Consider the following 23,706-nt stretch of genomic DNA (forward strand, 5'->3'; position numbering starts at 1 on the left):
CCCTGGTGTCCGGTAACGCGGAGCACCCGAACGGCCCGGCGGCACCTCAGTGCCCCGGACCGTGGAGACCCGGGTCTGTACTCACTACCCGGGAGATGGAGAAGGACATGGTGGAGGCGAGGCCGCGCGGCGAGGAACAGGGCGGGGCGGGGTGGGACGGCGTCGAACGCCGGGGTTCGGCGGCCCGGCCGGCGGTTCCGGGGCGCTCGCGCTGGTGGTCGCCGGACCGGTTGTGCTGCCAGGCCCTGGCCGGCCTCACCGGGAACGTCGGGGCGTCGGCTGCGATCGGGGTGGCGCGGTTCCTGGCCAAGCACGTCCTTCGGGGAGTCCTTGAGGAGACGATCTCGTAGGCGGAACCGGTGTCGGCTGACCGCGGGCTTCGCCACTGTGTCGGTCGCCGGTCAGGTCGTGGTCGTCGGCTGAGGGCGGGCGGCGCGGACGGAGCGCAGGTGCATCTGGACGGCGGCCAGATCCGTTCCGGTGAGCTCGGCGACTTCCGTCTCTGGCAGGTCGAGGACGAGGTGGAGAACGAGGACGTCCTGCTGGGGCTCGGCGAGGTGGGCGACAGGCTTCAGCGGACCGGCGAGCGTGCGGACGCAGCGGCGGACCACCTGCCAGGCGCAGGCGGCGGGGCTGGGGGCGGCCAGGACGTGGGACCAGGTCTCGGTGAGCTCGTCGAACGCCTCATCGATGGCGGTGCAGGCGTCGGCGGCCGGCAGGAGTGCGGCGGCGTACCGCAGGTACCGGGCGTAGTGGAGGTCGCGGAGGGCCCAGGGCCCGACCAGGTCGGGCCGGGGCGGGCGGCATCGTCGGTGCCCGTGCCGGTAAGGCGGCATGCTGCTTCCCAAGGGATGCGGGGGGTGGACGGGGCGGGCGTGCACGGCTGCCGCGGCACGGATCTTGTGGCGCGGCAGCCGGTCAGAAGGACTCAGCGCGCAGGGTGGTTGCCTGGGTTTGCGATGCGGGCGTCGGAGGGAGGGGGTTCTCGGGTGTCCACTCGGGGTTCGCCGCCAGCTGGAGGCACTCCCAGAGCGGCCGGATGACCTCGGGCGGCCCCTGGAGAGCCTTGACCACCGTCGCGATGTCCGGCCATGACGACAGCTCCTGGCCGGACAGGATCGCGTCGATCCGCGCAGGGGTCAGGTGGCACGAGGCGCGCTCGGCAATCAGCTGCGGGGAGGGGCGGCCGGCGGCGAGGTAGAGGCCCTGGATTCCGGAGGCGAGCTGGAACAGGGCGTCCGGACGGGCCTTCGGCCGGCCGGCGAAGAACGGCTGAACCGTCCGTTTGCCGTTGGCCTCCTCCCACAGCACGCGCAGCTGCACGGGGTCGGCGCCACACGATTGGGCGAAGGAGGCCACCACGTCCCAGCGCGGCATGCGTTCCCCGCTCACCGCACGGGAGATGTAGGAGGTGGAGACACCTGCCTCCTTCGCGATCTCCCGCATGTACCGGCCCGAGGCGCGCTGGAGGTGGGACAGGGCGCTGGCGAGCCGGGCCTGGGCATCGAGAGTGATGGCGGCCGAGCGCCGGTTGCGTGACCCGCGCTCCCTGGCGCCGGAACCCCTCGGGCGAGCGGTCTTCCTCCCCCGCTCGCGGCGGCGTGTCAGGATCCGGGTGACCTTCCCCTCCTCCCAGCGGGTGCGCGCGGTCTCGGTACTGACTCCGAGGATCTCGGCGATGGCCGGCCAGCGGACCTTGCGCAGCCGCGCCTGGTAGACGACGGCGTTGAGCAGTTCGTCGTACTCCTTACCTATTTCGGCGGCGATCCTGAGTTCGGCGAAGTTGCCGAGTGCGGGCTCGGCGGACTTCGCCACGTTCTGAAGGTGCCTGGCGGACGCCATCAGGCCACCGGCGATCTGGATGACCATCGGGTCGACCGACGGCGGCGGCTCCTGCGGTGGGGTCTTCGCCTTGCGGTACGCGGCGGAGCGGCACTTGGCGGTGCAGAATCGCCGTCGGCGCCCGCGGGGGCTGGGTGAGAAGATGTCGCCGCACTGGTCGCAGGCCTGGTTCGGCCCGGTCGGCTGGGTCATGTCCCGTTCCTCGAAGCAATGCGGGATAGCGCGAACGGGTGACCCTTGAAAAGGATTTCGTTCGCGTATGCCCGTTGATCCTGAACAGCGCGTACGGATTGCCGTACGGCGGGCCATGGCAGTACGGGGTCCCGCCCTCCGCGGCGGGGCCGCAGACCGGGCGGGACGTGTCGTGCTGTCAGGTGCGACGGCGCAGGTAGCTGACGTGGGACGCGTTCGCGACGGTCCCAGTGGCGCACAGGAAGACCGATAGTCCGAGGCCGGGGGCGACCCCCGCGCACAGGGCGACGAGCGCACCGGGGACGGCCACGAGGAGGCCGCCTTTCAGATGTACCCACATGGCAACAGCGGCGGAGGTTTCCCCGGGCGGACGCAGAGGCATGTTAGGTTCGGTGCCACGGTCGAATCGCCGCAAGGCGGGCAGGTACCGAATCCGGTCAGGACTCACAAGAGCTCCTTGATCGATTGATGTTGTTGCGCAGAGCCCCGGCGCTATTGGTTTCTCAGGCCTGCCGGGGCTCTCCGTATTCGCGACACTACAACGCGCCCACCCCGGCGCGTTAACGGCTCATCTTCTTAACGGCCGCCCCCAGGAAAGAATTCGAACGAAGCGATCAGAACCGAAAGCAGTTGGTCAAGTAGTGACTGCGGCGGTTCCGAATCCCATCCGGTTTATTTCGGCTCTCCTGACACCCTGAGCGCACCGGCGTCAACGAAACGCAAACTTCGGTGCTCAGGATGCGTGCCACCCGCAGCCCGGCGCCTTCGCACACTCCCAACGCGCCTGCTGTCAGCGCCCGCCACTCCCCGGCACCTCACCGTACGCACTGTTGCCAACACACACTGCGAACGAGACGGCAACTGCCACCGGCCGTTGCACCTTCTGTCAGCGACACCTCCCGCCCCACGACCACCCACTCCGCACCGAGATCGGGCCACGCCCCGGCGGCCCCCCGAGGGTGAACACCCCCCGCCCGGCACGCGCGGCTACGCCGGCACCCCTACCGGAGCTGCGCCCTGCGGCGTCAGCGCGGGATCGTCGGCCTCGACCACCGCGCTGACGCCGCCCCACTGGTCCGGCAGCCGGAGCTCAGCCGTACGCGCTCGGGCCGCCGGCCCCCGCCCCCAGCCGTCGCCCAGCCCGGACCACTGGTGGCCGGTCACCTCAAGGCGCAGCCGGGCGCCGGGCCAGGGGCCGGGGGTGAGCAGGACGGTGCCGGTGCGGCGCAGGTGGGCGGCGAGGCGGTCGAGGGTGCGCGGGGGCACGTGGGTGGGGGCGGCGAGAAGGATGACCTCGCAGGCGCCGGCCAGGACGGAGGCGACCTCGCTCCACCGGTCTCCCGGGGTGTCGGCGACGAGGAGGCGCTCCCAGGGCAGGCCGTAGGCGCGGGCGGCGGCCAGGCCGAGGGTGGGCATGGCGATGGCGGCGGTCCACGCGGTGGGGGCTGCGGCCGCGGGCCCGGCGGCCAGGGCGAGCAACAGGCCCGTGTCACCGGCGACCTCGATGACGGCGCCCTTGGGCAGCCGGCCGTCGGGCAGCAGCGGCTGAAGGGCGGGCAGGACCGGTCGGGTCGCGGCCTCGACGCGCGCACGTCGGGCGGCCGGGCTGGTCTCCTCCAGCAGGTCCGCCAGCCTGAGCCCGCGCTCCTCCCCCCGGTCGGGCACGGGCAGTACCGGACCCGGCGCGGTGGCGTTCCTCATCCGGCGGTCCCCGGATCCGCGTGTCCGCGGTCGCTGGCCGGAGCCGCCCCGACCGGGCTGACGTGGCCGGAGGACGTGCCCGTGTCGTCGCCGGTTTCGCTGGCCCGGGGCAGGATCCGCACCGCGGCCGGGTCGTAGAGCAGCCAGGCGCTCTGTTTGTCCTCGCCCCAGCGCGCGTGGGCGATCCACGGCACGTCCGGGCCCGGGCGGCGTCGGGCTGTGACCAGGCCCGAGCGCCAGCCTCCCCCGGTCCGCACCCACGCCAGGCGCCAGCACCGGTCCGCCCCGTCCGGGTCGGGCGCGCCCGCGAGCTCGGACGGCAGCGTGAGCGCATCACGCCACGCCCCGTGGAACGGAGCCCGGACCGGCGGCCGCTCGCCGGGCTCGGGCAGCGGGCGCACCGTCTCCTCGTCGTAGAGGAACCAGCCCCAGGCCTGTCCCTCGGACGCGGTCGCGTCGTCGTCCCACCGCACGTGGACCACCCAGCTCGTACTGCCGGGCGGCCTGCGCCACACCGTGAGCAGCCCGGGCCGCCACCGCCCGCCCAGCCGGATCTCCACCAGCCGCCACCTGCGCACGTCCCGGGACGCGCCCGGCAGCGTCATCAGCTCCCGCGGCGCCCACACCGCGTCGCCCGGCCGCTCGGGCGAGCGGTGGGGGCGGGAGAAGGGAACGTCGGCGGTCACACCCCCATTATTCGAGCACGTGTTCGAGTGACCAAACGTCAGCCCCGCCCCGCCCTCACATCGCCTCCCAGGGCAGATCCCGGACCCAGGTCCACCGGCCACTCCCGTCCGGCTCGTACACACTCCGCCCGCCCGGGAAGGCGCAGCCGTCGCAGACGACGGCCACCCACGGGTCCGGGTCGTCCGGGTCCACCGGGGTGCTCCCGCCGTCGAGGGGGCCGCCGTGCAGGGTCACCATCGTCGTCATGGCCGCAGGCTAGAAGCGGCCCGCCCGCCACATCTGCGGAACCGCGAAGGCCCCGCCCGCGCGGCTCACCGCGCCGCCAGACGGATAGGAGAAGAGGGCGAGGCCGCCGCGAGGGCCGGCCTCACGACAGCGGGATTGTGCCGCTACCCGGTCAGCGGTGCACTGGCAGGGCATGACGAAGACCGCCTCCGCGTCGGACCACCAACGACGCGGCCCCGACGGCCGCTCCCCCTGCCGCAGCCGCATCTGCCAGACCTGGCCCCAGCCGAACATGCGGCCGCCTGAAAACAGCGCGGCAACGAGGAGGGTTGCCCGGCCGGGAACCACTCCTCTACCGGTCTCCCGGGTCAGACCGCCGCCAGCGACCCGCCGCGCCGATCCCGCCCGTACTCCAGCAGCGCGATCCAGCGCCACCGGCCCGGGGTACACCGCCCGCTCCGGTCCGACAGGTCGCCGTCCGTCTCCGTGTTCTCGCCCGAGGCACCCGGGTGACGACATAGCGTGTCAACAGGTTCGCTTTCCGGTCAGTGGCCCGACCAGATCGAAGAAGCCTGCGCAGAAGCTCAGACAGGAAAAGGCGAGTGGAAACGAGTGGCGAGGAACCCGCGTGCGGGGCCCGGCCCGGTGTCATGTGCGGCGGCCTAGCAGTGTCCATCCCGTTCGACGCGGTGCGGCCCGAAGCGGACCACCGCTCCCCGTACCCACCGGATGGGCGGTCAGTGTCTACAGCTCCCGGGACGGGGCCAGAGGGGCGGCCTTGAGGATCTCGCAGGACCGGCGGAGCTCGGCGTTCTCCTTTCGCAGAGCGGCCAGCTCCTCCTTGTCGTCGGTGCTCAGCCGGTCGTCACGCTCGCCCCGGTCCGCCTCGTCCCGGCGGATCCAGTTCCGCAGGGCCTCGTGGTGCACGCCCAGGTCCCGGGCCATCTGACGGATCACGGGCTTCGGATCGGCAGCCCGGTACGCGGCAACAGCGCGCTGCCGCAACTCGGGCGGATACTCATCGGTGCAGCTATGGCAGAGGCTCCCTTCTCACGACCAATCAGCTTGTGATTTATCCGGTGCGGCGGGGTTTGGTGCCGACCTTGTGATGAGCCGGTCGGCGGTAGGGCTCGCCGGTGGCCAGGAGCAGGCCCACGTCGTAGCGGTTCGCGGGGCGGCGGTTCTTGGAGCCGGGCGGGCGCCCGGGGCCGGGGCGGGTGGGTTTCGGCACTGCGGCCGGTGTTGAGGTTCTGGCGTGGAGGTGTCGGAACCCGCGTCGGACCCGTGCCGGGGTGAGCTTGTTCGGTTCGGCCGGCTTCTCCCAGGGCCGCCGCAGGTCGGTGGTCAGGGAGCGGGCGAGGCGGAGCTGGGTGCAGGCGGCAACGATCAGCCAGGTCCAGCGGTCCGCCGCCTCGGCTTCCCGCAGCCTCGGAGCGGTCCAGCCGAGCGTCTGCTTGATCATCCTGAAGAAGTGCTCGATGTCGAACCTGCGCAGGAACGCCTGCCAGGCCAGGTCGGTCTCCGTGGGTCCGGCCGTGGGCCGTGACCACCACAGCCACAGCGGCTTGGGGTCGCCGCCGCTGGGCAGGTGGTCGACCTGAAGCCGGACGACGGTGCCCTCGATGACCGGGAGCTGGCCGGGGTGGTCGCGCCAGGCGGCGCGTCCTTGCAGCTCCGGGTGGAGCCGGTCCCAGCTCCGGGCGTGGGCGGTGCCGTAGCGGGTGGTCTCCGTCTTCGTCTCCGTGTCCGGGGCGCCCCAGGTCCTGGCGTCCTTGAAGATGAACTCGCTGCCGTGCTTGGGCGGCCGCCCGCCAGCCGGGTTGGCCGCGGCGAACTCCGCGCGGGTCGGTGCCGGGCGGCGCATCACCCGGTCCGAGCGCAGACGGCCCAGGATCTCGATGGGCAGGTCGCGCAGCAGCCAGGCCAGCCGCATCACGTCGTAGCCGGCGTCGGCCACGATCAACACGGCCGGGTCGCCGATCGTCCACTGCCCGGCGGAGATCAACCGGCCTACCACGTCCCGGAGTTGGGCTGCGGTGACGGCCGCGATGTCGGCGCCGGGCTCCAGCCGCACCACGTCCAGCGGGGCGACCCATGAGGTCCGGCCCGATTCCAGGGCGACGACCCACGAGTAGGGCCAGCCCGGGATCATCTGGTGCCTGGCGTCGCCCCGGCCGTAGGTGTGGCAGAACGAACGGGCGTCGCTCGTGTCGGCGTCGGGCCGCAGCCACGGCGAGACGTCCACGGCCAGCACCAGGCGTCCGTCGGCGGCGCGCGGCAGCGGCAGGCCGGCCAGCTCGGCCCGCAGTCGCTCGACGTCCACCCGGCCGCGGTTCAGCGCGCCGTACAGGGCGCCGTGCCCGCGCCGGTGCTCGGGGGCGAGCGCCAGGCCGACCAGGGTCTTCACCGGGCCGTCGGTGCACAGCACGGCGTCGGTGAGCTCGAACAGCGCGTCGCGCCGCCCGGTCAGACAGTCGTAGAAGACCCCCCGGAAGCGTGACAGTTCAGCGAACGGCTCGCCCTGCACACCCTGTTCCACCACACTCATCACAGCGGCCTTCGCGTCAAGTCCTGTGCCTCTTGGTCGAGTTCAGGATCACGCGAAGGCCGCTCCCGTGTCCCGTGATCACCCGGACGAGTGATCACCGAGTCGGCCTGTTCGAGCCCGATGGATAAATCACAAGATCAGGCCATGTTTGGCAACCTTCCGCACCTCGGGGGAAACTCAAGGCGCTGGCCCGCAGACTACGCCACCGCCCGCGGGCCGGGACGCCGGTCGGCGCCCGCTTCACCCGCGCGGGTGAACCCCGGACAGGGTTGGGCCACGGCACTAGACTCCCGCAGAGTGGAGCGGGTGCGGGACCGCGAGACCACAGGTCAATGGCCCCTTCGGGGTCTTCTGCGGGTACGGCGAGCGTCCCTAGGTTCGCTGGCATGACGACAGAGAACACGACCGAGGGCTGGGGCCCGCATATCCGGATCAACCTGCGGTTCTTCGAGGACTTCGACACCGTCGTCGGCCTCGTGCGGGCAACCGGTGCCCGCCGCACCGCCTCCCGCGACTTCGTGCTGGAAGGCCCCATGGCCCTGGACCAGGTGGCCGCCCTGGTGGAACTGCAGCGTCACAGCCGACACCACGAGGCAAGCGACCCCGTGACGGTGACCGTCGAGCCCATGCCGGACCGCGGCCGGTTAATGGCGCAGCAGGACGAGTTGGCCCAGTAGTGGGGAACGGTGGACCAGCCGAACTGGCGGTGAACCCCGGGCACGGCGGTGAAGACCCGCACCGGACCCTGACGAAGGCGCTGGCGTCCGGGGCGGTGGCGGGCAACCGCCTGGCGATCTCCGCCTGGAACGCGGCCGCCTCCACGACCTGCAGTCACAGCCCACCGCCACAACCCGGGCGCGGGGCACCGGGCTGTTGACCCCGCCATCGGGTTCGCGCGCACCCGCACCCACCGCGGCGCACGCGCGGCCACCCGCAGCGACTCTGCGGCCTGGCTGGGCGGGAGGCGGATGTCGATTCCGAGGACTTCGCACTCAATGGCATGCCATGGTCATATTTGGACAACGTCGTCACACAGGGTCGCCATGGCCAGCACGACGTCGTGGGCTCCCGCGATGTCCGGCTCGGTGTCCGTGTCGGCATGGGAACCGGTGACCAGACGGCGCTGGAGCAGGTGCTCGGCCTGCCGCAGGTGCGAACGGACGGTGGCCGGGTTCATGTCAAGGGCCGCGGCCGCGATGTCGACGCGGCCATTGGAGCGGGCCCAGGCGGCCAGTGTCTCGAGCAGGGGTCTGCGGTCGGAGTGCAGCGGCTCGAGGAACTGCCTGGCCCATCGCCGCACTTCGTCGGTGTCAAGGAGCGATCTGATCCCGACGCTTGGTTCGGCGGCCGGCTGGACGCGGTGGTGTCTGCGGGCTCGGACTTCGAGTGCGAGGCCGATGACCGCGCGGTGGGCAATGTCCTGCAGGTCGGAGTCCAGGAGCTCGGCGGCCTCGGCGAGGCGGCGGGCCACCGTGTTTCGGTGGGTTCCGAGGATCCGGGCGGCGGCGGCCGGCTGGAAGTCCAGGCCCAGGCGCAGCGTGGCGAGGAGTTGGTCGCGGCGGGTGTCGGGCAGGTCCAGGATGGGTGCCAGGAGGGTCCGGGCCCAGGCGCAGGCACGGGCGTCGAGGACGTGGGCGAGTTGGATCTCGGTGATGTAGAGGTGGGCCCGGGCGGTGATGCGGCGGGCCACGATGAGGGCGCGGCTGGCGTCGAGGTAGGCCTGGGCGGTGTCGGCGAGGCGGTGGGGGCTGCTGCCGCCGAGGTAGCGGCGGGGGGCGTGCTGGGCGACGGTGGTGAGGTTGGTGAAGACGTGGTGCTCGGCGGTGCGGCGGGGTGCGACGACGATCACCTCGTCGGGGAAGGCGGGGCAGGCGCTGACGAGCGCGGTGGTGCCGACGGCGTCGTCGCACTGTTGGATGACGGTCGCGCGCTCGGTGTGGGAGGCGGTTTTGAGGACGAAGACGCGGCATTCGTCGGTGTCGAGGACTCCTGGGGCGATGCCGGCGGCGGTGCGCTGGGCGTCGGTCACGTGACCGGTCATCAGCAGTTGCAGGATGGCTTGGCGTACGGATTCCTCGCCTTGTCTGAGGCGGGCGCGTCCGCGGGCGGCGTTCTCGATGGCGCTTTGGGCGACCAGGAGGTCGAGGGTTCGCGCGATGGCGGTGTTGGTCTGAGGGGTGAAGGCGGGGGCCGCGAGGGCGAGTACGGGGGCCGGGCAGGTGTCGCCAATGGTGAAGAGCCGGATCTGGTGGCCTTCGGTGTCGAGTGCGGCGGATCCGATGCCTCCGGTGTGGGCGAGTCTGGTGATTTCCTCGTGGGCGGGCTGGAGGACGTCGTGGGCGTCGGCGGGGGCGGCGGCGGTGGTCAGCAGCCGAGGGGAGACGACGGTGACGTGGGCGCGGGCGGTGGAGGCGAGCCAGGTGACGAGGCGCTGGGTCCCGTCCGGCTGGCCGAGGTGATGGATCTGTTCCAAGAGTTCGCGGTGCAGCGTGGCGGTCCGGGTCAGTTGGTCATGGTGTTCCCGTGTGACGGCGCGGTGCAGGAGCAGCCAGGTCGCGGGCTCGTGGCAGATCGTCAGCAGGGGTATCCCGCGGCGTTCGGCGGCGGTGATGCGGGATGCGGCCGTGGTGGTGCGGCCGGTCGGCGGCTGGGCGATGGCAAGTGCTGTCGCCTGGGCGCGCTTGAGGCGGCTCAGCAGGCGGGCCAGTTGGATGCGGTCGCTCAGTCGTGGGTCTTGGGCCTGGATGACGACGAGGTGACGGCGGATCTGGTCGGGGTCCGGGTCGTTGTCCGGTGTCAGCGCGTGAACGCCTTCGAGTGGCCGGTCTGCGTCGGCGGTGGTGGCTTCTTCGACGAAGCGGAGTTCTGATTCCTCCACGCCGGTCGCGAATCGCAACGTGGGCAATCTGCACCTCCTGGACGTGAGTGCGTGCTCGCACCCTGGTGCGGTGGGCCGCGGTGCCGGGGCCCGGGCGGTCCTGAAAGTCTGAACGGATTCAGGGAGTGACAGGTCGATCATAGGAAGAAATCCGCCCTGGCGAACACGGTATGCGGTCATACCGACACGCGGTGGTGTGCCGGTGGTCGCGGGGGGCGTCAGCGGATGGGCCTGCGGGGGCGGTCCGTCTGGTGGGCGTCCGCCATCAACCCCGTGAATGTGCCGTGTCGACGCCGCGTGGTCTCGGTGGCGAGGGACCTCCGCGCCGCCTTCCACGATGCGCGCCCGGCGCTCTGGTGACGGTGTGTTGTGCGCCGGTGTGCGCTGCGCAAGGGTTTGGAGGCAGTCGTGGTGCTCTCGTTCAGTACCGTCCCTGTCGGGTTCTGATTACGTTCAAGGTGACCCGCTCGGCCGTACGACGCCGGCCGTCGGCCGGAGCGCCCGGGGACGTCCCAGAAGCCCTGGCGCTCGGTGTGCGCGGGCGACAAGCACACGAGGAGGTTCCCGACCATGTCACCCAACGCCGTGACCGACCTGTCCGCCCTCGCCACCGGCGACCTGCGCGGACTTCTCACGTCCTGCCGGGGGCGTACGGAACTGTCGCAGGAGAAGGTCGCCGAGATGGTCGGGGTATCGGGCCGTCACTACGGCGACTTCGAGCGGGGCAACGTCCACCGCCCCTCCCGCCTGCTGCTGGACCGGGTCGCCAGGGTGCTGAAGATGAGCGAGGCCGAGGAGCGGTCGATGTACGAGATCGTCTTCGACGGCCCGGGGGTGTGACCCGGGCGGCTGACGCGGTGCCTGCTGTGAGCGGTCGCCGGGCTCCTGCCCGGCGGTCCACCCCCGCCGCCGGTGACCTGACGTGACGCCGCGACACGCGCCGGCCGCGGACCGGCCCGTCGTGCAGGGGCCGAGCCGGCCAGCATTCCCGCGAGGTGTGCGCCGGCGCCAACCGCCGCGCCGGCCGCAGACGACCGGTTCCACTGTCGCACCGGGTGCGGGTGGCGCGTCCTTCCGATGGGCCCGCGGGTCCGGCCGGCACCGTGAAGCATCCTGCGGACCGGGCCCCCGTGAGCGGCGGCTGGCGTGGGCGGGGACCGGCCCCCTACAAGTCGGGGCCCTCCTTCGGGCACACTGATGACGAATTCGAGCGTGGACATAGGCCCGCCCTACCCCGAGAGTGGAACCCGTGGTTCTCGGGCCGTGGGGCGCGTGCCTGGGGTCGTGTTGCCCAGATACCTGTGGACACCCGTCTCCGAGTCCCGCACACGTTCGGAGAAGTGCGCGTGGCAACCAGAGGAAGAGAGCCGGTCGACCGTGGCCAGAGATGATGAGGGAGCTGCACGCCGGCTTCCCGTACGGCCCTGCCGGGACGTGATGTGGAGGCAGAGCTGCTGTGATTCACGCTGACCGCAAGCCCCCGACGTTGGCGGAGAGGATCGAGGCTCTCCGGCGGGCTTCGACCCCACCCGGCGAGAAGCCGCCGTCGGATGCCGCCGTCGTCACGGCGATCGCCGCGCGGCGGGGTGAGTGTCCCGTCGCCGAGAACACTCTCTACAGACTCCGCACGGGCCGGTCCGCGAACCCCAACATGGAGACCCTGGGAGTGCTGGCCGACCACTTCAGGGTCTCCCCCGGCTTCTTCTTTCCCAACTCCGTCTGGGGCCCGGAGGAGCACCTGGCGCTGGCCAGCGCGCTACGGAGCCCGCAGGTGCGACGTCTGTGCGTACGGCTGGGACAGTTGTCCTCGGACAAGCTCGAGCAGGTGGACCAACTACTGCTCGACAACGACACCTGAGCAACCCGCAAAGGCCCGACCCCTGCGTCACCGGCCGACTCCGGTTGTGCGCTCGTCGAGGTCTGTGGCGTCGTCATGGTGCGCTCGTGCAGTTGCGACCGCGCGGATAATGCCGTGACGGCCCCAGATCCCGGATGCGTGCGGGACGTGCAGGAGCGCGTGCGCGTAGGCGGCGCGGTCAGCCGTCCGCTGGCCTGGCCCGTGCCCGAACGGGCCGCCGCCGCGGCCGCGCACAAGGCGGTCCACGAGCGAACCGGGCGCCGGCCGACGCAGGTGCGGCCGTCCATCACCCCGGGTTCCCGTTGTCGGGCGCTGCGGCCGACCCCGGACCGGGCCTCGGCGGCCGCTCGCAGTACCGCAGGTCCTCCACGGCCGGAGCCTCGAAGTCCTCCACCGCCGGTACCGGCCCGCTTGCGGCCGCGCGGTGGCGCTCCCTCAATTCCCGCCGGATGTGCCAGGTACCGAACCAGTGCCAGCGCCACAGGTTGCGCGCCGAACGGGCCTCGTCCTGGAGCGCGTCGAAGCGTTCCTGCACGGAGAGGCAGTCTACCGCCACCGCCTCCTCCCGCAGACGGGGCAGCACCTCCTGCAGACGCTCGACGTCGCCGACGGGGTCCCGGGACCCGGGAGCGACCCTGCGGGCCCTGGCCAGGTAGCTGCCCCTGCTCTCCCCGCAGGTCAGTGCCCGACGTTCCAACGCCACCGACCGGGCCCGCTCGGTCTGGGCCCGTCCCCGCAGCCGGCACCGATGGGCCGGCGGCCACTGCCCCCGCACGATGACGCTCCACCAGGGCAGGAGCGCCCAGGACTCAAGGGCTCGCGCCTCTTGCCGGTGACGGGCCGCTGCCCGCACACTGTCGGCGCGCTCCACCTCGGCCTCATGGGCGCAGCGCATCAGAGCGGCGGCGGAGGCCAGCCGTTCGGTGCCCCGCGTGAGGGCTGTGTACTGCGGGCCGCGGCCGAAGAGCGCGTCGACGCGGAGCATCCCGGGCGTGGAGGTCGCCGCGCCGGCCCGCAGGTCCGCCTGCCGCATCTCCCACTCGGCGCGCAGCAGGGCGCGGTCGAGGTCGTCGTCGCCGCGGTGTCCGTGGGGGCGCGGTGCGAGCGGTGCGGTGTCCGGCCCGCCCTCGTCCGCGAGGTCACCGGCGCGGGTCAGCGGCGGGGGGAGCCATCCGGTCCCGGCGGGGGGCCCTGGGTCGAAGGCTTCTTCCAGTCCGGGGTCGGTGGGGTGCGGTTCGGACGGTTCGGGGGCGGCGGGCAGGTCGAGTTCGTCCTCCAGCGCGCGCAGCCACTGCCGGAGGGCGGCCTGCTCCTGGACGGGGGACTGGAGGGTCGGGCTGTCCGGCACGTCGGGGACGGAGGTGGCCGGGGTGGTGGCGGGGATGATGCCCTGCTCGCGGGCCCAGGCGTTGAGGTCGCGGGCCTGCAGGCAGCGGCGGCGTTCGATGTCGTCCAAGGTCTCCTGCGGGTCGGGCGCGGCGTAGCTCTCTTCCAGGAGGTGCTCGAAGGCGAGCTGGCACAGCGGTTCTGAGGGGGCCGCAGGGGAGGTGAGGAGCAGCCAGGCACCGTAGAGGTGCGCCGGTGGGACGCTTTCGAGCAGGCGTTGCACGGTGCCGGAGGCACGCAGGGCGTACAGGGTGCGGGTGCCGGTGGCGGCGTCGTGGCCGACCAGGGTGTAGAGCGTGTGCCCGACCTGCCAGGAGGGGCCGATCTCGGTGCCCTCGTGGTCCAGTTGGAGGGCGATGAGCTCTTCGTCGCCGTCGGCCAGGTTGCGTTCGGCGTGCGGAATGCGCAGCCACGGCGACTCGTCCCCCGTGTTGCCCTGTGTCCACCAGTCGGGATGCACTGCGCGGTCCTCCTTGTCCGGCCGCCGGGCGGCCGGGGCGGGGTGGGAAGGCCGACCGGCCCCGGCCCCGGTGGCGTGGGGCCGGTGGCGGCGGGGCTGGCCGGGACGGGTATGGGGGCGGGTCAGTGCGCGCGGCGTTCGTAGCCGTCGTCGTCAGGGCCGAAGACGTCCGCGGGCATGCGGCCCATCGCCCGCTCCCAGTCCTCGTCGCTCACCTCGTCGCGCTCCACGTGGGCCTCTCCTTGGTCGGCTGGCGGATGGGCCGGGACGGCGAGCGGTCGTGGGGGGACTCGCCGTCCCGGGCGGCCGGTCCGGGTGGGCCGGGTCCCCCTCACAGTGCACGGCCCAGGGGCGAGGCCGCAGCCTGCCGGGCTGTGGATCCCGCCCGGCGGGATATTCCGTCCGCGGTTTCCTCCAGGCGGGAACAGACGGCTCGTGTGCTGCCCCGTAGGCCCTGCGGGGGCCTTTGATGGCGGGGCAGGACCCGCCCGCGCCTGCCTCGGCACATCTGCCGGGGGCTGGGCCTTGGGATTCGACGACGGGGAACGGAGGGGCGTCATGGCCTTGAGCGAGCAGCAGCTGTCCTCCCTGGCGGACTTCGCCACCACCCGGGCGGAGCGGCTGCGGTCGGGGCCGGTCAGCCTGGAGGCCATGCGCCAGCACCTGGAGGCGGGCGACGCCACACTGCTGGGCGGCTTCCCCGGGGCGCCGGTGCGGTTCGTGGAGCGGTGGTGGCGTGCGGGTGAGGGCTGGTGGGAGCCGTTGGAGGAGGCGGCCGTCGCGGCTCTGGACGAGGAGGCCCGGCGCTGGGCGCTGTCCCAGCAGGCCGTGTTCACCCAGGCCGAGCCGGGCCCGGCGGAGCCACGGTGAGCGGCCCGGAGGCGTACTCCGAGGAGGCCCTGCTGGGTGCGGTCCTGCAGGATCCCCGCCGCGCGCTGGAGGTGCGTGACTGGCTGCGGGCCGAGGACTTCGCGGACCCGTGGCGCAAGGAGATCTACCGCACACTGGTGGACCACCACCTCTACGCCCACCCGGCGGTCCTCGCCGCGCCGCCCCAGCAGCGGACCCAGGTGCTGGGGCGTTTGGTGGTGGAGAATCTGCGCGCGCGGGCCGGCGCCGACGGCTGGCAGGTGAGCGGAGCCGACTGGCAGCAGGTCGCCGCCTATGTCACGAGTCTGCCCGCCAGCGTGCCCAACTCCGCCAACGCCGCCCAGTACGGCCGTGTGGTGGCCCAGGCGAGCCTGGAGCGCACCGTCGGCGCACAGGGGCAGTTCGCAGAGCGGGCGGTACTGGCCGCGGTCCTGGCCCGGCCCGAGGAAGGCGCGCGACTGGCGGGCTGGCTCAAGGCCCGCGACTTCCAGGACCCGTGGATCGGGCAGATGTACAAGGCCCTGGTGGAGGAGAAGCTGTACGCCCACCCCGCCGTCGCCATCCGTTCCTCCCCCGCCGAGCGGCAGCAGGTGCTGGCCCGGATGCTCTACGAGCAGTTGCAACACAAGGCCGCCGGCGAGCGCTGGACAGTCCCGGGTTCCGCCTGGCCGGCCGTCGCGCAGCAGATCCACGCCCTTACCACCACCCAACAGGTCCCCCATCCCGAGCACGCCGCCCAGCTAGGCCAGCGGGTTCTGCAGACCAGCATCCAACAGCAGGTCGCCGAGGGATCCTGGCGGGTGGAGAACACCCTGCAGATGCCGGGCGCGCCCGCCGCCGAGATGGAGATCAACGCCATGCTCGGCACCCTCCAGCGACTGGAGGACCGCTGGGAGCAGGCCTTGGGCCGCATCGAGGCCGTCGGCGCGGCGCTGGCGCCGCAGGCTTCCCCGCGCCCGGAGATGTCGTTCACCGAGGACGCCGTGCTGTCGTCGCTGCTGCGCGATCCCCGGCAGATGGAGCAGGTGGGCCGCTGGTTGCGCGCCGAGGACTTCACCCAGCCGGGTCGGGCCCAGCTGTTCACCTCCCTCCAGGACGCGGCCGCCGAGCGCGGCACCGTCGATCCGGCGCTGGTGGTGTGGGACGCCCACCGGCGTGGCGCCGTCGCGCCGGGCGCGCTCGCCCCCGATCAGGTGTGGGCGATGTACCAGGCAGGTCGGCCCGGCATCGCCCAGGCCGGGGGCCGGCAGCTGGTGGAGGCCAGCATCGTGCACCACGTGCGCTCCGCGACGTCGGCGATCAACACCGCCGTCGGCGATCCCACCGCGGCCCCCGGCATGGTCATCGGCACCGCCCGCGGGCATCTCCAGCACGCTTCCGCCCAGGCCGCCCGCCTCACCCAGGCCACCTGGTCCCCCGCACGCACCGGCCAGGGGGCGCGGTGAGATCCCCTGCCGCGGCGGCGGCGCCCGGGCAGGACGCCGCCGCCGCGGTCCGCGCGCCGGTCGGCCTGCTCGCGCCGTGGCGCCGCCTGCCGCAGCTCGCCGGCGTCCTCACGCAGGCCTTCGCCCCCGCCGGCGCCCGCCCCCGGTGGCTGCGCGCCCTGTTCGCCCCGTTCTGGTTGGTCGAGACGGTCGTCCACCGCTGCGCGGGCCGGGTGATGTCTCGGGGCCCGGCGACGCTCGTACTGCGCCGGCCCCAGTCCTGGACTCGTACCGCCTGGCAGAACGTGCTGCTCCTGCCCTGCACCGTGGCCGCGTTCGCGGCGATGCTCACCCCTGCCGCTGTGGCGGGGGCCGCCGTCGGGGGCGCCGTCGCGGGACCCGATGGCAGCCGGTACTCGATGACCGCGGTGCTGCTCCTGATCGCGGCTCTGCTGGTGTGGCAACTCGCCTCTCTCGTCCGGGCGGCCGGCACGGGGGTGCGGCTGCGCCGTGACGTCCGCGTTCTGCGCGGGCCGTGGGCGGAGGTGGGGTCGCTGGCCGGCGGGCGCGACGGGCAGGCGACCCGCCGTCTGGTGCGCGAGCTTCTGGAGTGGGCCGACGGCAACGGGATCTCCCTGGTGGCGGTGGCCGCCGACGAGCGGCTCGCCCGCCTCTACGGGCGGGGCGGGTTCGCGCCGCTCTCCCCCTCGTCGCCGGTCCTGGTGCGCCGGCCCCGGCCGGCCGGCTCCTCGTGGCGTCCTCCTGCCGCGAAGCGTCGGCGGGAGGGTGTCCGCGGCGGCGCTGTGAGCGCGGGTGCCGGCGCTGGGCCGCCCAGGGATGCGTCCCGGGTGGCCCAGCTGGTGAGGGGTCAGGCCCGCGAATCGGTCCAGGTCACCAGAAGCGCGGCCAGCGCGACTCCCGGGCCGAGGCCGAAGACCAGTCCGCGGCCGCCGTCGGTGGGAGGGGCAGTGTAGGTGCGTTCCAGGACCGAGAAGATGGTCGGGCCGCCCAGGTTGCCCTCGTGGAAGAGGACCTCGCGCGAGTGCCGGGTGAACTCGTCGTCGACGTCGAGTGCGGTGGCGAGCTTGGTGAGGATCGCCGGGCCGCCCGGGTGCAGGACGCCGAAGTCCAGGGGGGTGTCGAGGTGTTTGGCGAGCCACTCCAGCAGGACGGGAGCGAGGTCGGTGACCGAGCGCAGCGAGGCTCTGGTGGAGGAGAAGTGGTCTCCTCTCTGGTCGGTCTCCTTGCGGTAGCGGTCGGTGGTGTGAGGGATGACGTACTCAAGCGTGTGGTCGATGCGAAGGGACGCGGCGGCGCCCAGGGGGCGGGTGGCCACGACGGTGGCGGCCACCAGGTCGCCCCACAGGGCCTTGTAGATGAGGTCCTCGATCGACAGCAGTGACTGCTGGTAGAGGGAGGACAGGAACTCCCCCGCGACGACGAGGACCCTGTGCTCGGGGTACCTGGCCAGGTGTTCCTCGGCCATGATCAGTGCCTGGGTACCGCCCGCGCACGCGAGCTGTGTCAGGGGGCGGCGGCGGATGTCGGGGCGCAGCGGGAGGGTGTTCTGCAGGTGGACGTCGAGTCCGGGCATGCGGTCGCCGGTGGAGCTGGTGGTGATGATGCAGTCGATGTCGGCGGGGGTGACGCCCGCCTGGTCCATGGCGGCGCGGGCGGCTTGCTGGGCGGCTTCGAGGATGACGTCGAAGACGTCGTCCTTGCGCTGGGTGGGATTGCGCTCGCCGACTATCTCCTCGTAGGGACGCAGGTAGCGGCGTGTGCCGGGGAGGTTGGCGAGCGCCTTGCGGACGACCTCGCGCTTGGGGTGGTCGGGGTTCCAGGCGAGGATGTCGTCGCGGACGCGGGTGGCGTCGACGACGTGTTCGCCGAGGACGAGGGCGGGGCGGCTGACGTAGGCGGTGGGAGGGATCAACTCTCGGGGTCCCTTCGGGTGCGGCCCGCTGCTGCGGCGGGCCGGTGGGTGTGGTGGGGCCGCCGCGGGGCACGGGCGTCCGCTCCGGCCGGGCAGGTCCGGGCGGCGGAGTGCGGTCGGGTGGCGTGGCGCGTGGGCGGTCGCCGTACGAGGGGTGCGGGCGCGGGCCGGCTCAGGCGCGGGTGTGGTGCGCGGGTGGCAGGGCGGTCCCGGGGCCGGGCCAGCACCACGGATCGGGCCCGTGGCGTGGGCCGTCAGTTCTGCCGACGGTGCGGTTCACCATCGGTGCCGGGCGGTGCCGGTGCCCGTACGCAGACGTGCGAGCAGCGCCGGTGAAGCATGCCGGGACCCCCGATGGTGACCGGCCCGGGTACGGTGTTGTACGCAGGGTTGCGACAGCTCAGCACCATGACATCCCTCCCCCCGTCGGCGGATGCTGATGACGATCACGCTACCTGGCGATGTCGGATCCGACACCGGCCGCCTGGGAATGGACGCGGTGGGACTCCCTGTGGGTGCCGGTGGTTGACGCTGCGTCGCCCTCTCTGGTTGCCGCCGGTCCCGGTGGTGTCACGGGGTGCCCGTCGCGGTGGCCTGCTGCGTGATCTTGTGCAGCTCGAAGCCGTCCAGAATCTGGTCCAGCGCGGCGCCACCGTGGGGGCCGCCGTTGGAGTCGGGGCCGAGCAGGTGGTGCAGGCAGGTGAGGGTGATGTGTGCGGCACGGGTGACCAGCGGTGCCAGCGCTGTGCCGGGCGCCTGGTCGCCGGCCAGGGCGTAGCTGAACGGCTCGGCGGCGCTCTCGTGCAGGGAGCGGCCGCCAGGCAGCTGCTCGGCCAGGGCCAGACGGACGAGCTCGACGAAGCAGTGCCCCAGCGTGGTCGGGTCGGTGCTGAGCAGGCCGTGGTCGAGCCGGTCGAGGACGCCGGTGATCTCGCGCAGGTGCGCGGCGCTGGGAGTCGGTTGGTCTCCCAGGAGCCGGGCGGCCAGGGGGTGGTGGTGCAGGCTGGCCGCGCGCAGCGCGGTGCAGGCCAGGCGGGCGAGGGCGCCGGTGAGGGCGATGGCCGCGTCGTCCGCCACGAGCGGAGGGTGGCGGACGGCGAGGTCGTGCAGGGCGTCTGCGGTGTCGGCGGTGAGGGTGGGACCGGCGGCCCGGCGTGCGAGGTGCAGCGCGAAGATCTCGCTGTCCTCGTAGAGGCGCCGGTAGGGGTCGCGGGACACGGCGCTCTCCGGTGGGTGCGGCAGGGCGCCCAGGGCCGGGGCTCTGCAATCGGTTTGCCGGGTAGGGGTGTTGCCCGGTGTCCAAGGTGTATCACCCGGGGTGAGGGGGTGCTTCGCCCGGCCCCGCCCGCCTGCGGGGCGGGCGGGCTCAGGCCTGGGCGAGGACGGTGGTGCGGGCTGCGGGGCGGCGGCGCTGTCCGTCCGTCTCGGGGTTCTCGGCGGGGGTGGCGTCCTTGGTCTCCTTCGCCTTGTTCCTGGCCCGGGTGCGGGCGGCGCGGCGGCGGACGGAGCGCCGTTCTTCCTCGCTGACGCCTCCCCACACACCGGCTTCCTGGTGGGTGGCCAGGGCCCAGAGCCGGCATTCGGCGCGTACCGGGCAGCGCTGGCACACGGCCTTGGCCTGGTCGATCTGCAGGAGGGCGGGGCCCTGGTTGCCGACGGGGAAGAACAGCTCGGGGTCCTGTTCGCGGCACAGGGCGCGGTGCAGCCAGTCGCGCCGCGGGGCCTGGGGGTCTTCACGGCGGGTCAACGCATTCCTCGCTTCACGGTGGCGGGACGGGGCTCCTGCCGGGGCAGGTTCCGGGCCGGGCGCGGCCCGGGTGTTGTGGTGGCGGCGGCCGGTCCGGTGGCGGTGAGACGCTCGGTGAGCTGCCGGCGGTGGCGGGCCAGGCGGCCGTCGCCGTCGCCCGGCGGGGGCGGTTCGGGCAGGTCCATCACCGCGCGCAGGGCCCTCAGTGCCTCCAGGGTGGCGGGTCTGTCCGTGCCGGTGATCTCGTTGAAGCGCTGACGGGCGGCGTCGGCGCGTGAGCGCGCCTCGCTGATCTGCTCGGCGGTGGGCGCGAGGCCGGCTCGGGGGTTACGGTCGGCCGCGAGCAGGTCGTCCAGCGCGCGGGTAAGGACGGCGACGGCGTTGCGCGCGCGGGCGACGGCCTCCTGGTCGATGCCGGCGGCGAGCTGGTCGCCGAGGCGGTGGCCGGGGCGGGGGAAGTGCGCGGCGACGGTGGCCCGCACCGTGCGGCGCTGCTGCGCGAGGTCCTCGTCCAGGAGGGAGCGGGCGGCGTCGAAGGTCACCGTGTAGGCGGCCTGCGCGGCGTAGTGGGCCTCCATCGGCCGTAGCGCCTGGTCCTGGGCGGCGGCGCGGGCGGCCTGCGCGGCCGTGTCCGCGAGCTTGTGCAGGTGCGGTTCGTGGGCGGTTGCGGTGCGTTCGGCGTCGGCGAGGGCGAGCAGGCGGCCGAGGACGGCGTGGCGCCCGGTGGTCTCGGCGGCCAGGTTCGCGGCGAGGACGGTGGTGCCTTGCGAGCCTGCGGGCCTGACGCCGTGGTCGATCTCGCGCTGGGCGTGGGCGACGTAGGTGTAGGCGTTGGTGAGGGTGGCGTCGTTGTCCTCGGCCGCCCGCTGCGCGGAGGGCACGCGGCGGCGCCAGTGGAGGGCGGCGTCGGCGTCCTGGGCCGGCTGGTCGGGGATCGGGAGGGGCTGCGGCGGCTGCAGGACGCCGGCTGCGGCCGCGCGCACCCGCGCGCGTACCTCGCCGTCCAGCGGCAGGTGGTCCAGCGCCCCGACGAGGGCGGCTTCGACGCGGCGGCGGTCGCTCTCCTCGGTGGGGGCGTCGCTGTGCGGCGCAGGGTCTGCGGGTTCGGCGTACGTCAGGGCGGTGAACGTCTCGATCCGGGCCGGGTGCCGTTCGGGGACAAGGACCAAGAGGTCGCGCTGCAGGTCCACGGCGGCCTCGCGCCACTGGGAGCGCTGGGCGTCGGTGAGGTGGGCGGGGGGCCGGGCGGTGAGCGGGTCGAGGTCGGCCAGGCGCTCCAGGTACCAGGCGGCGGCGGCCAGGACGGCGGGCTCCGTGTGGCCCGGCCGGGCGGGGCTGAGGATCCGCCAGTTCGCGGCGAGTGCCTGCCGGTCCTGGCGGCGGACCGGTCCGGTGGCCTGGCGGATGGCGCGCACGGTGCGCAGGGCCGCCGTCACCAGTGGCACATGCGACAGCTCGGTGCCCGGGTAGCGCGCCGCGAGTTCGGTGAGGACGCCGTCGCCGGGCAGCGCCGTGAACTCGGCGCCCCAGGCCGCGCCGGCGCGGTGCCAGTCCGGGCCGGCGGGCGCGGAGGCGAACGGCTCGTCTTCCCGGTCCCACAGGCGATCCTCGAGCCAGTCGGCCTGCGCCGTGCACAGCGTGCCGTGGCGCGGGTCGTCCGCGGGTAGTTCGGCCAGGGCGCGTTCCACGATCTCGCCGGGCCGCACCGGCATCAGGGTGCCGTCGGGGGCGGTGGCGTGGGCCATGACCTCCAGGTGGCCGATCCGGTCGGTGGCCAGGAAGGTGTGCGCGGCGGTGATCGGGTCGGCGGTGAGCAGTGAGGGTCCGTCCGCGCCGCCGAGGTACTGGTTGGTGTAGACGGAGGTGAGCGCGTACCTCACGGGCTCGGGTGGTGGTGTCGGCGCGGTCAACGGCCTGCCTCTCGTGCGCGGGGGCGGGGCTGGGGAGATCGAGCGTGCGGGGGCGGTGTACCGGGGGGCAACCGTTGTTCGGTGCTGCTCCCGGTGGGCGGGAGCGGTGGTGCGCGCCTTCCGTCTGGCGGGATCGTGCGCGGCCGGGCGTGGGGTGTTGGGCGGCTCACCATGCCGATGTCGCGGGCGCGGATCGGGCGTTGAGCGTGCCGATGAGGATCGGCAGGTTCGGCGTTCGTTTGGGGCGGCACCTTGCCGCTGAAGATGAAGACCGAGGCGGGCAGTGGGCAGCGGACCGAGCGGTGTCGCGCGGTGCCTGTCGCCGTGGCCGGGTGGTCCGACTCGCGCGGACGGCCCGGCGGGGGCCAGGGTGCAACACCGGCTCCCCCTTCCTGGGTGCGGTGGCCGGGCGAGCCTGACGGGATGGATGTTGATCGAGGTGCTGGACGCGGCTGCGGCCCGGCGGGCGCCGGTCCGCCGGCTGCCGCGCTGCCCGGACTACGGTGGTGCGCTGCGGCCCTGGGGCCGGGCCAGGAGCCGGACGGTGCGCGACCTGGGCGGCCAGCTGCTGACGGTGCGTCCGGACCGAGCCCGGTGCACCGCCTGCCCGGCCACGCACGTCGTGCTCGACGCCGCCCTGCTGCCGGGCCGGGCCTACACGGTCCACTTCGTCGGCCAGGCCCTCCTGGGCGCGGCACGCGGGCGCGGTCACCGGACCCTCGCCGCCGAGCTCGACGCCCCGGAAAGCACCGTGCGCGGCTGGCTCCGGCGCGCTCGGCGCTTGGCCCACCAGCTGTGGACCGTGGGCGTCCAGGCCGTCGTGGCGCTCGACCCGGCGGCCCTGCCGACTCTGGACCGGCCCACCCCGCTCGCCTCCGCCGTCGAGGCCCTGATCGCCGCCGCGCTGGCCGTCGGCCGGCGCCTGGGCGGTGAGGGCCACGGCCTGTGGCAGCGGATCGCCGTCCTGACGCGAGGCCGGCTGCTGGCCATGTCGCCGTCGGGCTGAACCGCCGACGTCGTTCCCGGCCCCCGCCTGCCCCAGCGCCGCCGCTGAACCGTCCGACCGCCCGGTGAGCTCTCCACCGGGCCAGTTCCGTACGCACACGGGCGACACCATGCCGATGACGCGCGACACCTTACTCATGACGGTGTCCGGTTCGCCCGGAAGGTCATCGGCACGGTGAACGCCCCGCTCGTCGGCATTCTCGGGGCTCTGGCCTCAGTTCCGCGAAGCCCAGGCCGATCGCTCGCCGTCTCGTGGCGCGATAGCGTGCGCCTGTGACGAAGCTCGTCCTGGATACTCAGGTCCTCGTGAACTTCCGGCACCACGACTTCACAGGCCACGGCCCCCACGGCTACCGCTGGGTCGACGTGAAGTCCTTCCGGTTCCCCCAGGGCATCCAGGACAGTGAACTGCTGGCGGCGCTCGTTGCGCACGAGCAGTTCCGCGATGACTACGCAGGCGGCGGCGTCGATCCTGCGGGGATGCACCACGGCCCGTACTGGCTCAAGCACGTCACGGCGCATGCCTACCGGCCGGTTGCCAGTGCCGAGGCACTTTGCACCCTTCGCAGCTGGGCTGGCCAGCACGGCTCCATCCCGGTGTCCCTGGAGGAGACGCTCGCTTCGACAGTGCATGCCCTGATCGACTCGGCCACCAACTGCTACCACCTCCAGGACCGGGGACGCCAGGAGTTCCACGACTGGGGCGGCGTGCACATCGACTTCCACGAATACGTCGTCATCGACCAGGACCGGACGATGCTGACGCTCCTGGTCGCGGCCGACGACTGAGCCCGAGATCGTTCACGGAACTGCGGACAGGACCATTCTCGGCGCCGGGCAACAGTGGTGGCCGGGAAGCCACCGGTGAGACGCTCGGTGAGCCGGCGGCGGTGGCTAGTTGTATTGATCACGAGCGTTGTTGACAGTGGTCGGGCTTGATCAAACGTAAAGACCTCCGGTGTGGTGGAGCTGTCTAGGACTGCACCGCACCGGAGGTCTTCGTGTCCCACCGTAACGCCCGCCTGACCGTGCACGGCAGG

Annotated in this window: 22 protein-coding genes and 1 pseudogene; 9 read left to right on the top strand and 14 right to left on the bottom strand. The window is 73.1% G+C overall.

Annotated features, from left to right (window positions below):
• Positions 1-95 precede the first annotated feature (95 nt).
• Positions 96-350: a hypothetical protein gene (locus PUR61_RS08210; protein ID WP_329877247.1), complete on the top strand. Its 255-nt coding sequence runs from the start codon at positions 96-98 to the stop codon at positions 348-350.
• Positions 351-401: 51 nt separating this feature from the next.
• Here PUR61_RS08210 and PUR61_RS08215 read toward each other — a convergent pair whose 3' ends face one another.
• The 8 genes from PUR61_RS08215 to PUR61_RS08250 all read right to left on the bottom strand — a co-directional run bounded on the left by PUR61_RS08215 (position 402) and on the right by PUR61_RS08250 (position 7,195).
• Positions 402-836 carry a sigma factor-like helix-turn-helix DNA-binding protein gene (locus PUR61_RS08215; RefSeq protein WP_329877249.1) on the bottom strand — a complete coding sequence of 145 codons (435 nt, stop codon included), beginning with the start codon at positions 834-836 and terminating at the stop codon, positions 402-404.
• 82 nt (positions 837-918) lie between these two features.
• Positions 919-2,034, bottom strand: coding sequence for a helix-turn-helix domain-containing protein (locus tag PUR61_RS08220; protein WP_329877251.1), 1,116 nt, complete (start codon positions 2,032-2,034; stop codon positions 919-921).
• Between the two features lie 178 nt (positions 2,035-2,212).
• Positions 2,213-2,374 carry a hypothetical protein gene (locus PUR61_RS08225; RefSeq protein ID WP_329877253.1) on the bottom strand — a complete coding sequence of 54 codons (162 nt, stop codon included), beginning with the start codon at positions 2,372-2,374 and terminating at the stop codon, positions 2,213-2,215.
• Positions 2,375-3,021: 647 nt separating this feature from the next.
• Positions 3,022-3,735 carry a hypothetical protein gene (locus tag PUR61_RS08230; protein ID WP_329877255.1) on the bottom strand — a complete coding sequence of 238 codons (714 nt, stop codon included), beginning with the start codon at positions 3,733-3,735 and terminating at the stop codon, positions 3,022-3,024.
• Positions 3,732-4,421 (bottom strand): hypothetical protein, encoded by a 690-nt coding sequence (locus PUR61_RS08235; RefSeq protein ID WP_329877257.1) that lies wholly within the window; start codon positions 4,419-4,421, stop codon positions 3,732-3,734. Before PUR61_RS08235 ends, PUR61_RS08230 begins: the two co-directional genes overlap by 4 nt.
• 55 nt (positions 4,422-4,476) lie before the next feature.
• Positions 4,477-4,668: a hypothetical protein gene (locus PUR61_RS08240; RefSeq protein WP_329877259.1), complete on the bottom strand. Its 192-nt coding sequence runs from the start codon at positions 4,666-4,668 to the stop codon at positions 4,477-4,479.
• Between the two features lie 723 nt (positions 4,669-5,391).
• On the bottom strand, positions 5,392-5,652 hold the full coding sequence (locus PUR61_RS08245; RefSeq protein WP_329877261.1) for a transposase: 261 nt from the start codon (positions 5,650-5,652) through the stop codon (positions 5,392-5,394).
• 67 nt (positions 5,653-5,719) lie between these two features.
• Positions 5,720-7,195 (bottom strand): NF041680 family putative transposase, encoded by a 1,476-nt coding sequence (locus PUR61_RS08250; protein ID WP_329877263.1) that lies wholly within the window; start codon positions 7,193-7,195, stop codon positions 5,720-5,722.
• 386 nt (positions 7,196-7,581) lie between these two features.
• On the opposite strand from PUR61_RS08250, the gene PUR61_RS08255 reads away from it, so the two are divergent.
• Complete coding sequence (locus PUR61_RS08255) at positions 7,582-7,872, top strand: hypothetical protein (RefSeq protein ID WP_329877265.1); 291 nt, start codon at positions 7,582-7,584, stop codon at positions 7,870-7,872.
• Positions 7,873-8,204: 332 nt separating this feature from the next.
• Here PUR61_RS08255 and PUR61_RS08260 read toward each other — a convergent pair whose 3' ends face one another.
• Complete coding sequence (locus PUR61_RS08260) at positions 8,205-10,100, bottom strand: helix-turn-helix domain-containing protein (protein WP_329877267.1); 1,896 nt, start codon at positions 10,098-10,100, stop codon at positions 8,205-8,207.
• A 543-nt stretch (positions 10,101-10,643) separates the two neighbouring features.
• Here PUR61_RS08260 and PUR61_RS08265 point away from each other — a divergent pair.
• Both PUR61_RS08265 and PUR61_RS08270 read left to right on the top strand, forming a co-directional pair.
• Positions 10,644-10,913 carry a helix-turn-helix transcriptional regulator gene (locus tag PUR61_RS08265; protein ID WP_329877269.1) on the top strand — a complete coding sequence of 90 codons (270 nt, stop codon included), beginning with the start codon at positions 10,644-10,646 and terminating at the stop codon, positions 10,911-10,913.
• A gap of 811 nt (positions 10,914-11,724) precedes the next feature.
• The gene (locus tag PUR61_RS08270; RefSeq protein ID WP_329877271.1) at positions 11,725-11,931 is read left to right on the top strand and encodes a hypothetical protein; all 207 of its coding nucleotides are present in this window, start codon (positions 11,725-11,727) and stop codon (positions 11,929-11,931) included.
• 286 nt (positions 11,932-12,217) lie between these two features.
• Here PUR61_RS08270 and PUR61_RS08275 read toward each other — a convergent pair whose 3' ends face one another.
• The gene (locus tag PUR61_RS08275) at positions 12,218-13,777 is read right to left on the bottom strand and encodes a hypothetical protein (RefSeq protein ID WP_329877273.1); all 1,560 of its coding nucleotides are present in this window, start codon (positions 13,775-13,777) and stop codon (positions 12,218-12,220) included.
• Positions 13,778-14,335: 558 nt separating this feature from the next.
• On the opposite strand from PUR61_RS08275, the gene PUR61_RS08280 reads away from it, so the two are divergent.
• Genes PUR61_RS08280 through PUR61_RS08290 form a run of 3 tightly spaced genes read left to right on the top strand, consistent with a single transcriptional unit; the run spans position 14,336 to position 17,045 of the window.
• Positions 14,336-14,647 (top strand): hypothetical protein, encoded by a 312-nt coding sequence (locus tag PUR61_RS08280; protein ID WP_329877275.1) that lies wholly within the window; start codon positions 14,336-14,338, stop codon positions 14,645-14,647.
• The gene (locus PUR61_RS08285; RefSeq protein ID WP_329877277.1) at positions 14,644-16,092 is read left to right on the top strand and encodes a DnaB-like helicase N-terminal domain-containing protein; all 1,449 of its coding nucleotides are present in this window, start codon (positions 14,644-14,646) and stop codon (positions 16,090-16,092) included. Before PUR61_RS08280 ends, PUR61_RS08285 begins: the two co-directional genes overlap by 4 nt.
• Positions 16,089-17,045 carry a hypothetical protein gene (locus tag PUR61_RS08290; RefSeq protein ID WP_329877279.1) on the top strand — a complete coding sequence of 319 codons (957 nt, stop codon included), beginning with the start codon at positions 16,089-16,091 and terminating at the stop codon, positions 17,043-17,045. Before PUR61_RS08285 ends, PUR61_RS08290 begins: the two co-directional genes overlap by 4 nt.
• Here the strand turns inward: PUR61_RS08290 and PUR61_RS08295 are convergent.
• The 4 genes and pseudogenes from PUR61_RS08295 to PUR61_RS08310 form a co-directional block, all read right to left on the bottom strand.
• The gene (locus PUR61_RS08295; protein ID WP_329877281.1) at positions 16,940-18,004 is read right to left on the bottom strand and encodes a PhlD; all 1,065 of its coding nucleotides are present in this window, start codon (positions 18,002-18,004) and stop codon (positions 16,940-16,942) included. The two genes, PUR61_RS08290 and PUR61_RS08295, sit on opposite strands and share 106 nt — an antisense overlap.
• A gap of 570 nt (positions 18,005-18,574) precedes the next feature.
• Complete coding sequence (locus tag PUR61_RS08300; protein ID WP_329877283.1) at positions 18,575-19,222, bottom strand: hypothetical protein; 648 nt, start codon at positions 19,220-19,222, stop codon at positions 18,575-18,577.
• A gap of 250 nt (positions 19,223-19,472) precedes the next feature.
• A pseudogene (locus tag PUR61_RS08305) lies at positions 19,473-19,751 on the bottom strand (WhiB family transcriptional regulator); the annotation flags it as partial.
• Positions 19,748-21,631 (bottom strand): hypothetical protein, encoded by a 1,884-nt coding sequence (locus PUR61_RS08310; RefSeq protein ID WP_329877285.1) that lies wholly within the window; start codon positions 21,629-21,631, stop codon positions 19,748-19,750. The gene PUR61_RS08310 and the pseudogene PUR61_RS08305, both read right to left, overlap by 4 nt.
• A gap of 457 nt (positions 21,632-22,088) precedes the next feature.
• Here PUR61_RS08310 and PUR61_RS08315 point away from each other — a divergent pair, with 457 nt between their 5' ends.
• Both PUR61_RS08315 and PUR61_RS08320 read left to right on the top strand, forming a co-directional pair.
• Positions 22,089-22,667: a DUF6431 domain-containing protein gene (locus PUR61_RS08315; protein ID WP_329877287.1), complete on the top strand. Its 579-nt coding sequence runs from the start codon at positions 22,089-22,091 to the stop codon at positions 22,665-22,667.
• 272 nt (positions 22,668-22,939) lie between these two features.
• Complete coding sequence (locus PUR61_RS08320) at positions 22,940-23,455, top strand: hypothetical protein (protein WP_329877289.1); 516 nt, start codon at positions 22,940-22,942, stop codon at positions 23,453-23,455.
• Positions 23,456-23,706: the final 251 nt, after the last annotated feature.

The sequence above is a fragment of the Streptomyces sp. BE20 genome (genome assembly GCF_036322525.1).
Classification (GTDB): domain Bacteria; phylum Actinomycetota; class Actinomycetes; order Streptomycetales; family Streptomycetaceae; genus Kitasatospora.

Coding starts and splice junctions, on each gene's coding strand:
- PUR61_RS08210 (WP_329877247.1), top strand. CDS start 96: ATGGAGAAGGACATGGTGGAGGCGAGGCCGCGCGGCGAGGAACAGGGC.
- PUR61_RS08215 (WP_329877249.1), bottom strand. CDS start 836: ATGCCGCCTTACCGGCACGGGCACCGACGATGCCGCCCGCCCCGGCCC.
- PUR61_RS08220 (WP_329877251.1), bottom strand. CDS start 2,034: ATGACCCAGCCGACCGGGCCGAACCAGGCCTGCGACCAGTGCGGCGAC.
- PUR61_RS08225 (WP_329877253.1), bottom strand. CDS start 2,374: ATGTGGGTACATCTGAAAGGCGGCCTCCTCGTGGCCGTCCCCGGTGCG.
- PUR61_RS08230 (WP_329877255.1), bottom strand. CDS start 3,735: ATGAGGAACGCCACCGCGCCGGGTCCGGTACTGCCCGTGCCCGACCGG.
- PUR61_RS08240 (WP_329877259.1), bottom strand. CDS start 4,668: ATGACGACGATGGTGACCCTGCACGGCGGCCCCCTCGACGGCGGGAGC.
- PUR61_RS08250 (WP_329877263.1), bottom strand. CDS start 7,195: ATGAGTGTGGTGGAACAGGGTGTGCAGGGCGAGCCGTTCGCTGAACTG.
- PUR61_RS08255 (WP_329877265.1), top strand. CDS start 7,582: ATGACGACAGAGAACACGACCGAGGGCTGGGGCCCGCATATCCGGATC.
- PUR61_RS08265 (WP_329877269.1), top strand. CDS start 10,644: ATGTCACCCAACGCCGTGACCGACCTGTCCGCCCTCGCCACCGGCGAC.
- PUR61_RS08270 (WP_329877271.1), top strand. CDS start 11,725: ATGGAGACCCTGGGAGTGCTGGCCGACCACTTCAGGGTCTCCCCCGGC.
- PUR61_RS08280 (WP_329877275.1), top strand. CDS start 14,336: ATGGCCTTGAGCGAGCAGCAGCTGTCCTCCCTGGCGGACTTCGCCACC.
- PUR61_RS08315 (WP_329877287.1), top strand. CDS start 22,089: ATGTTGATCGAGGTGCTGGACGCGGCTGCGGCCCGGCGGGCGCCGGTC.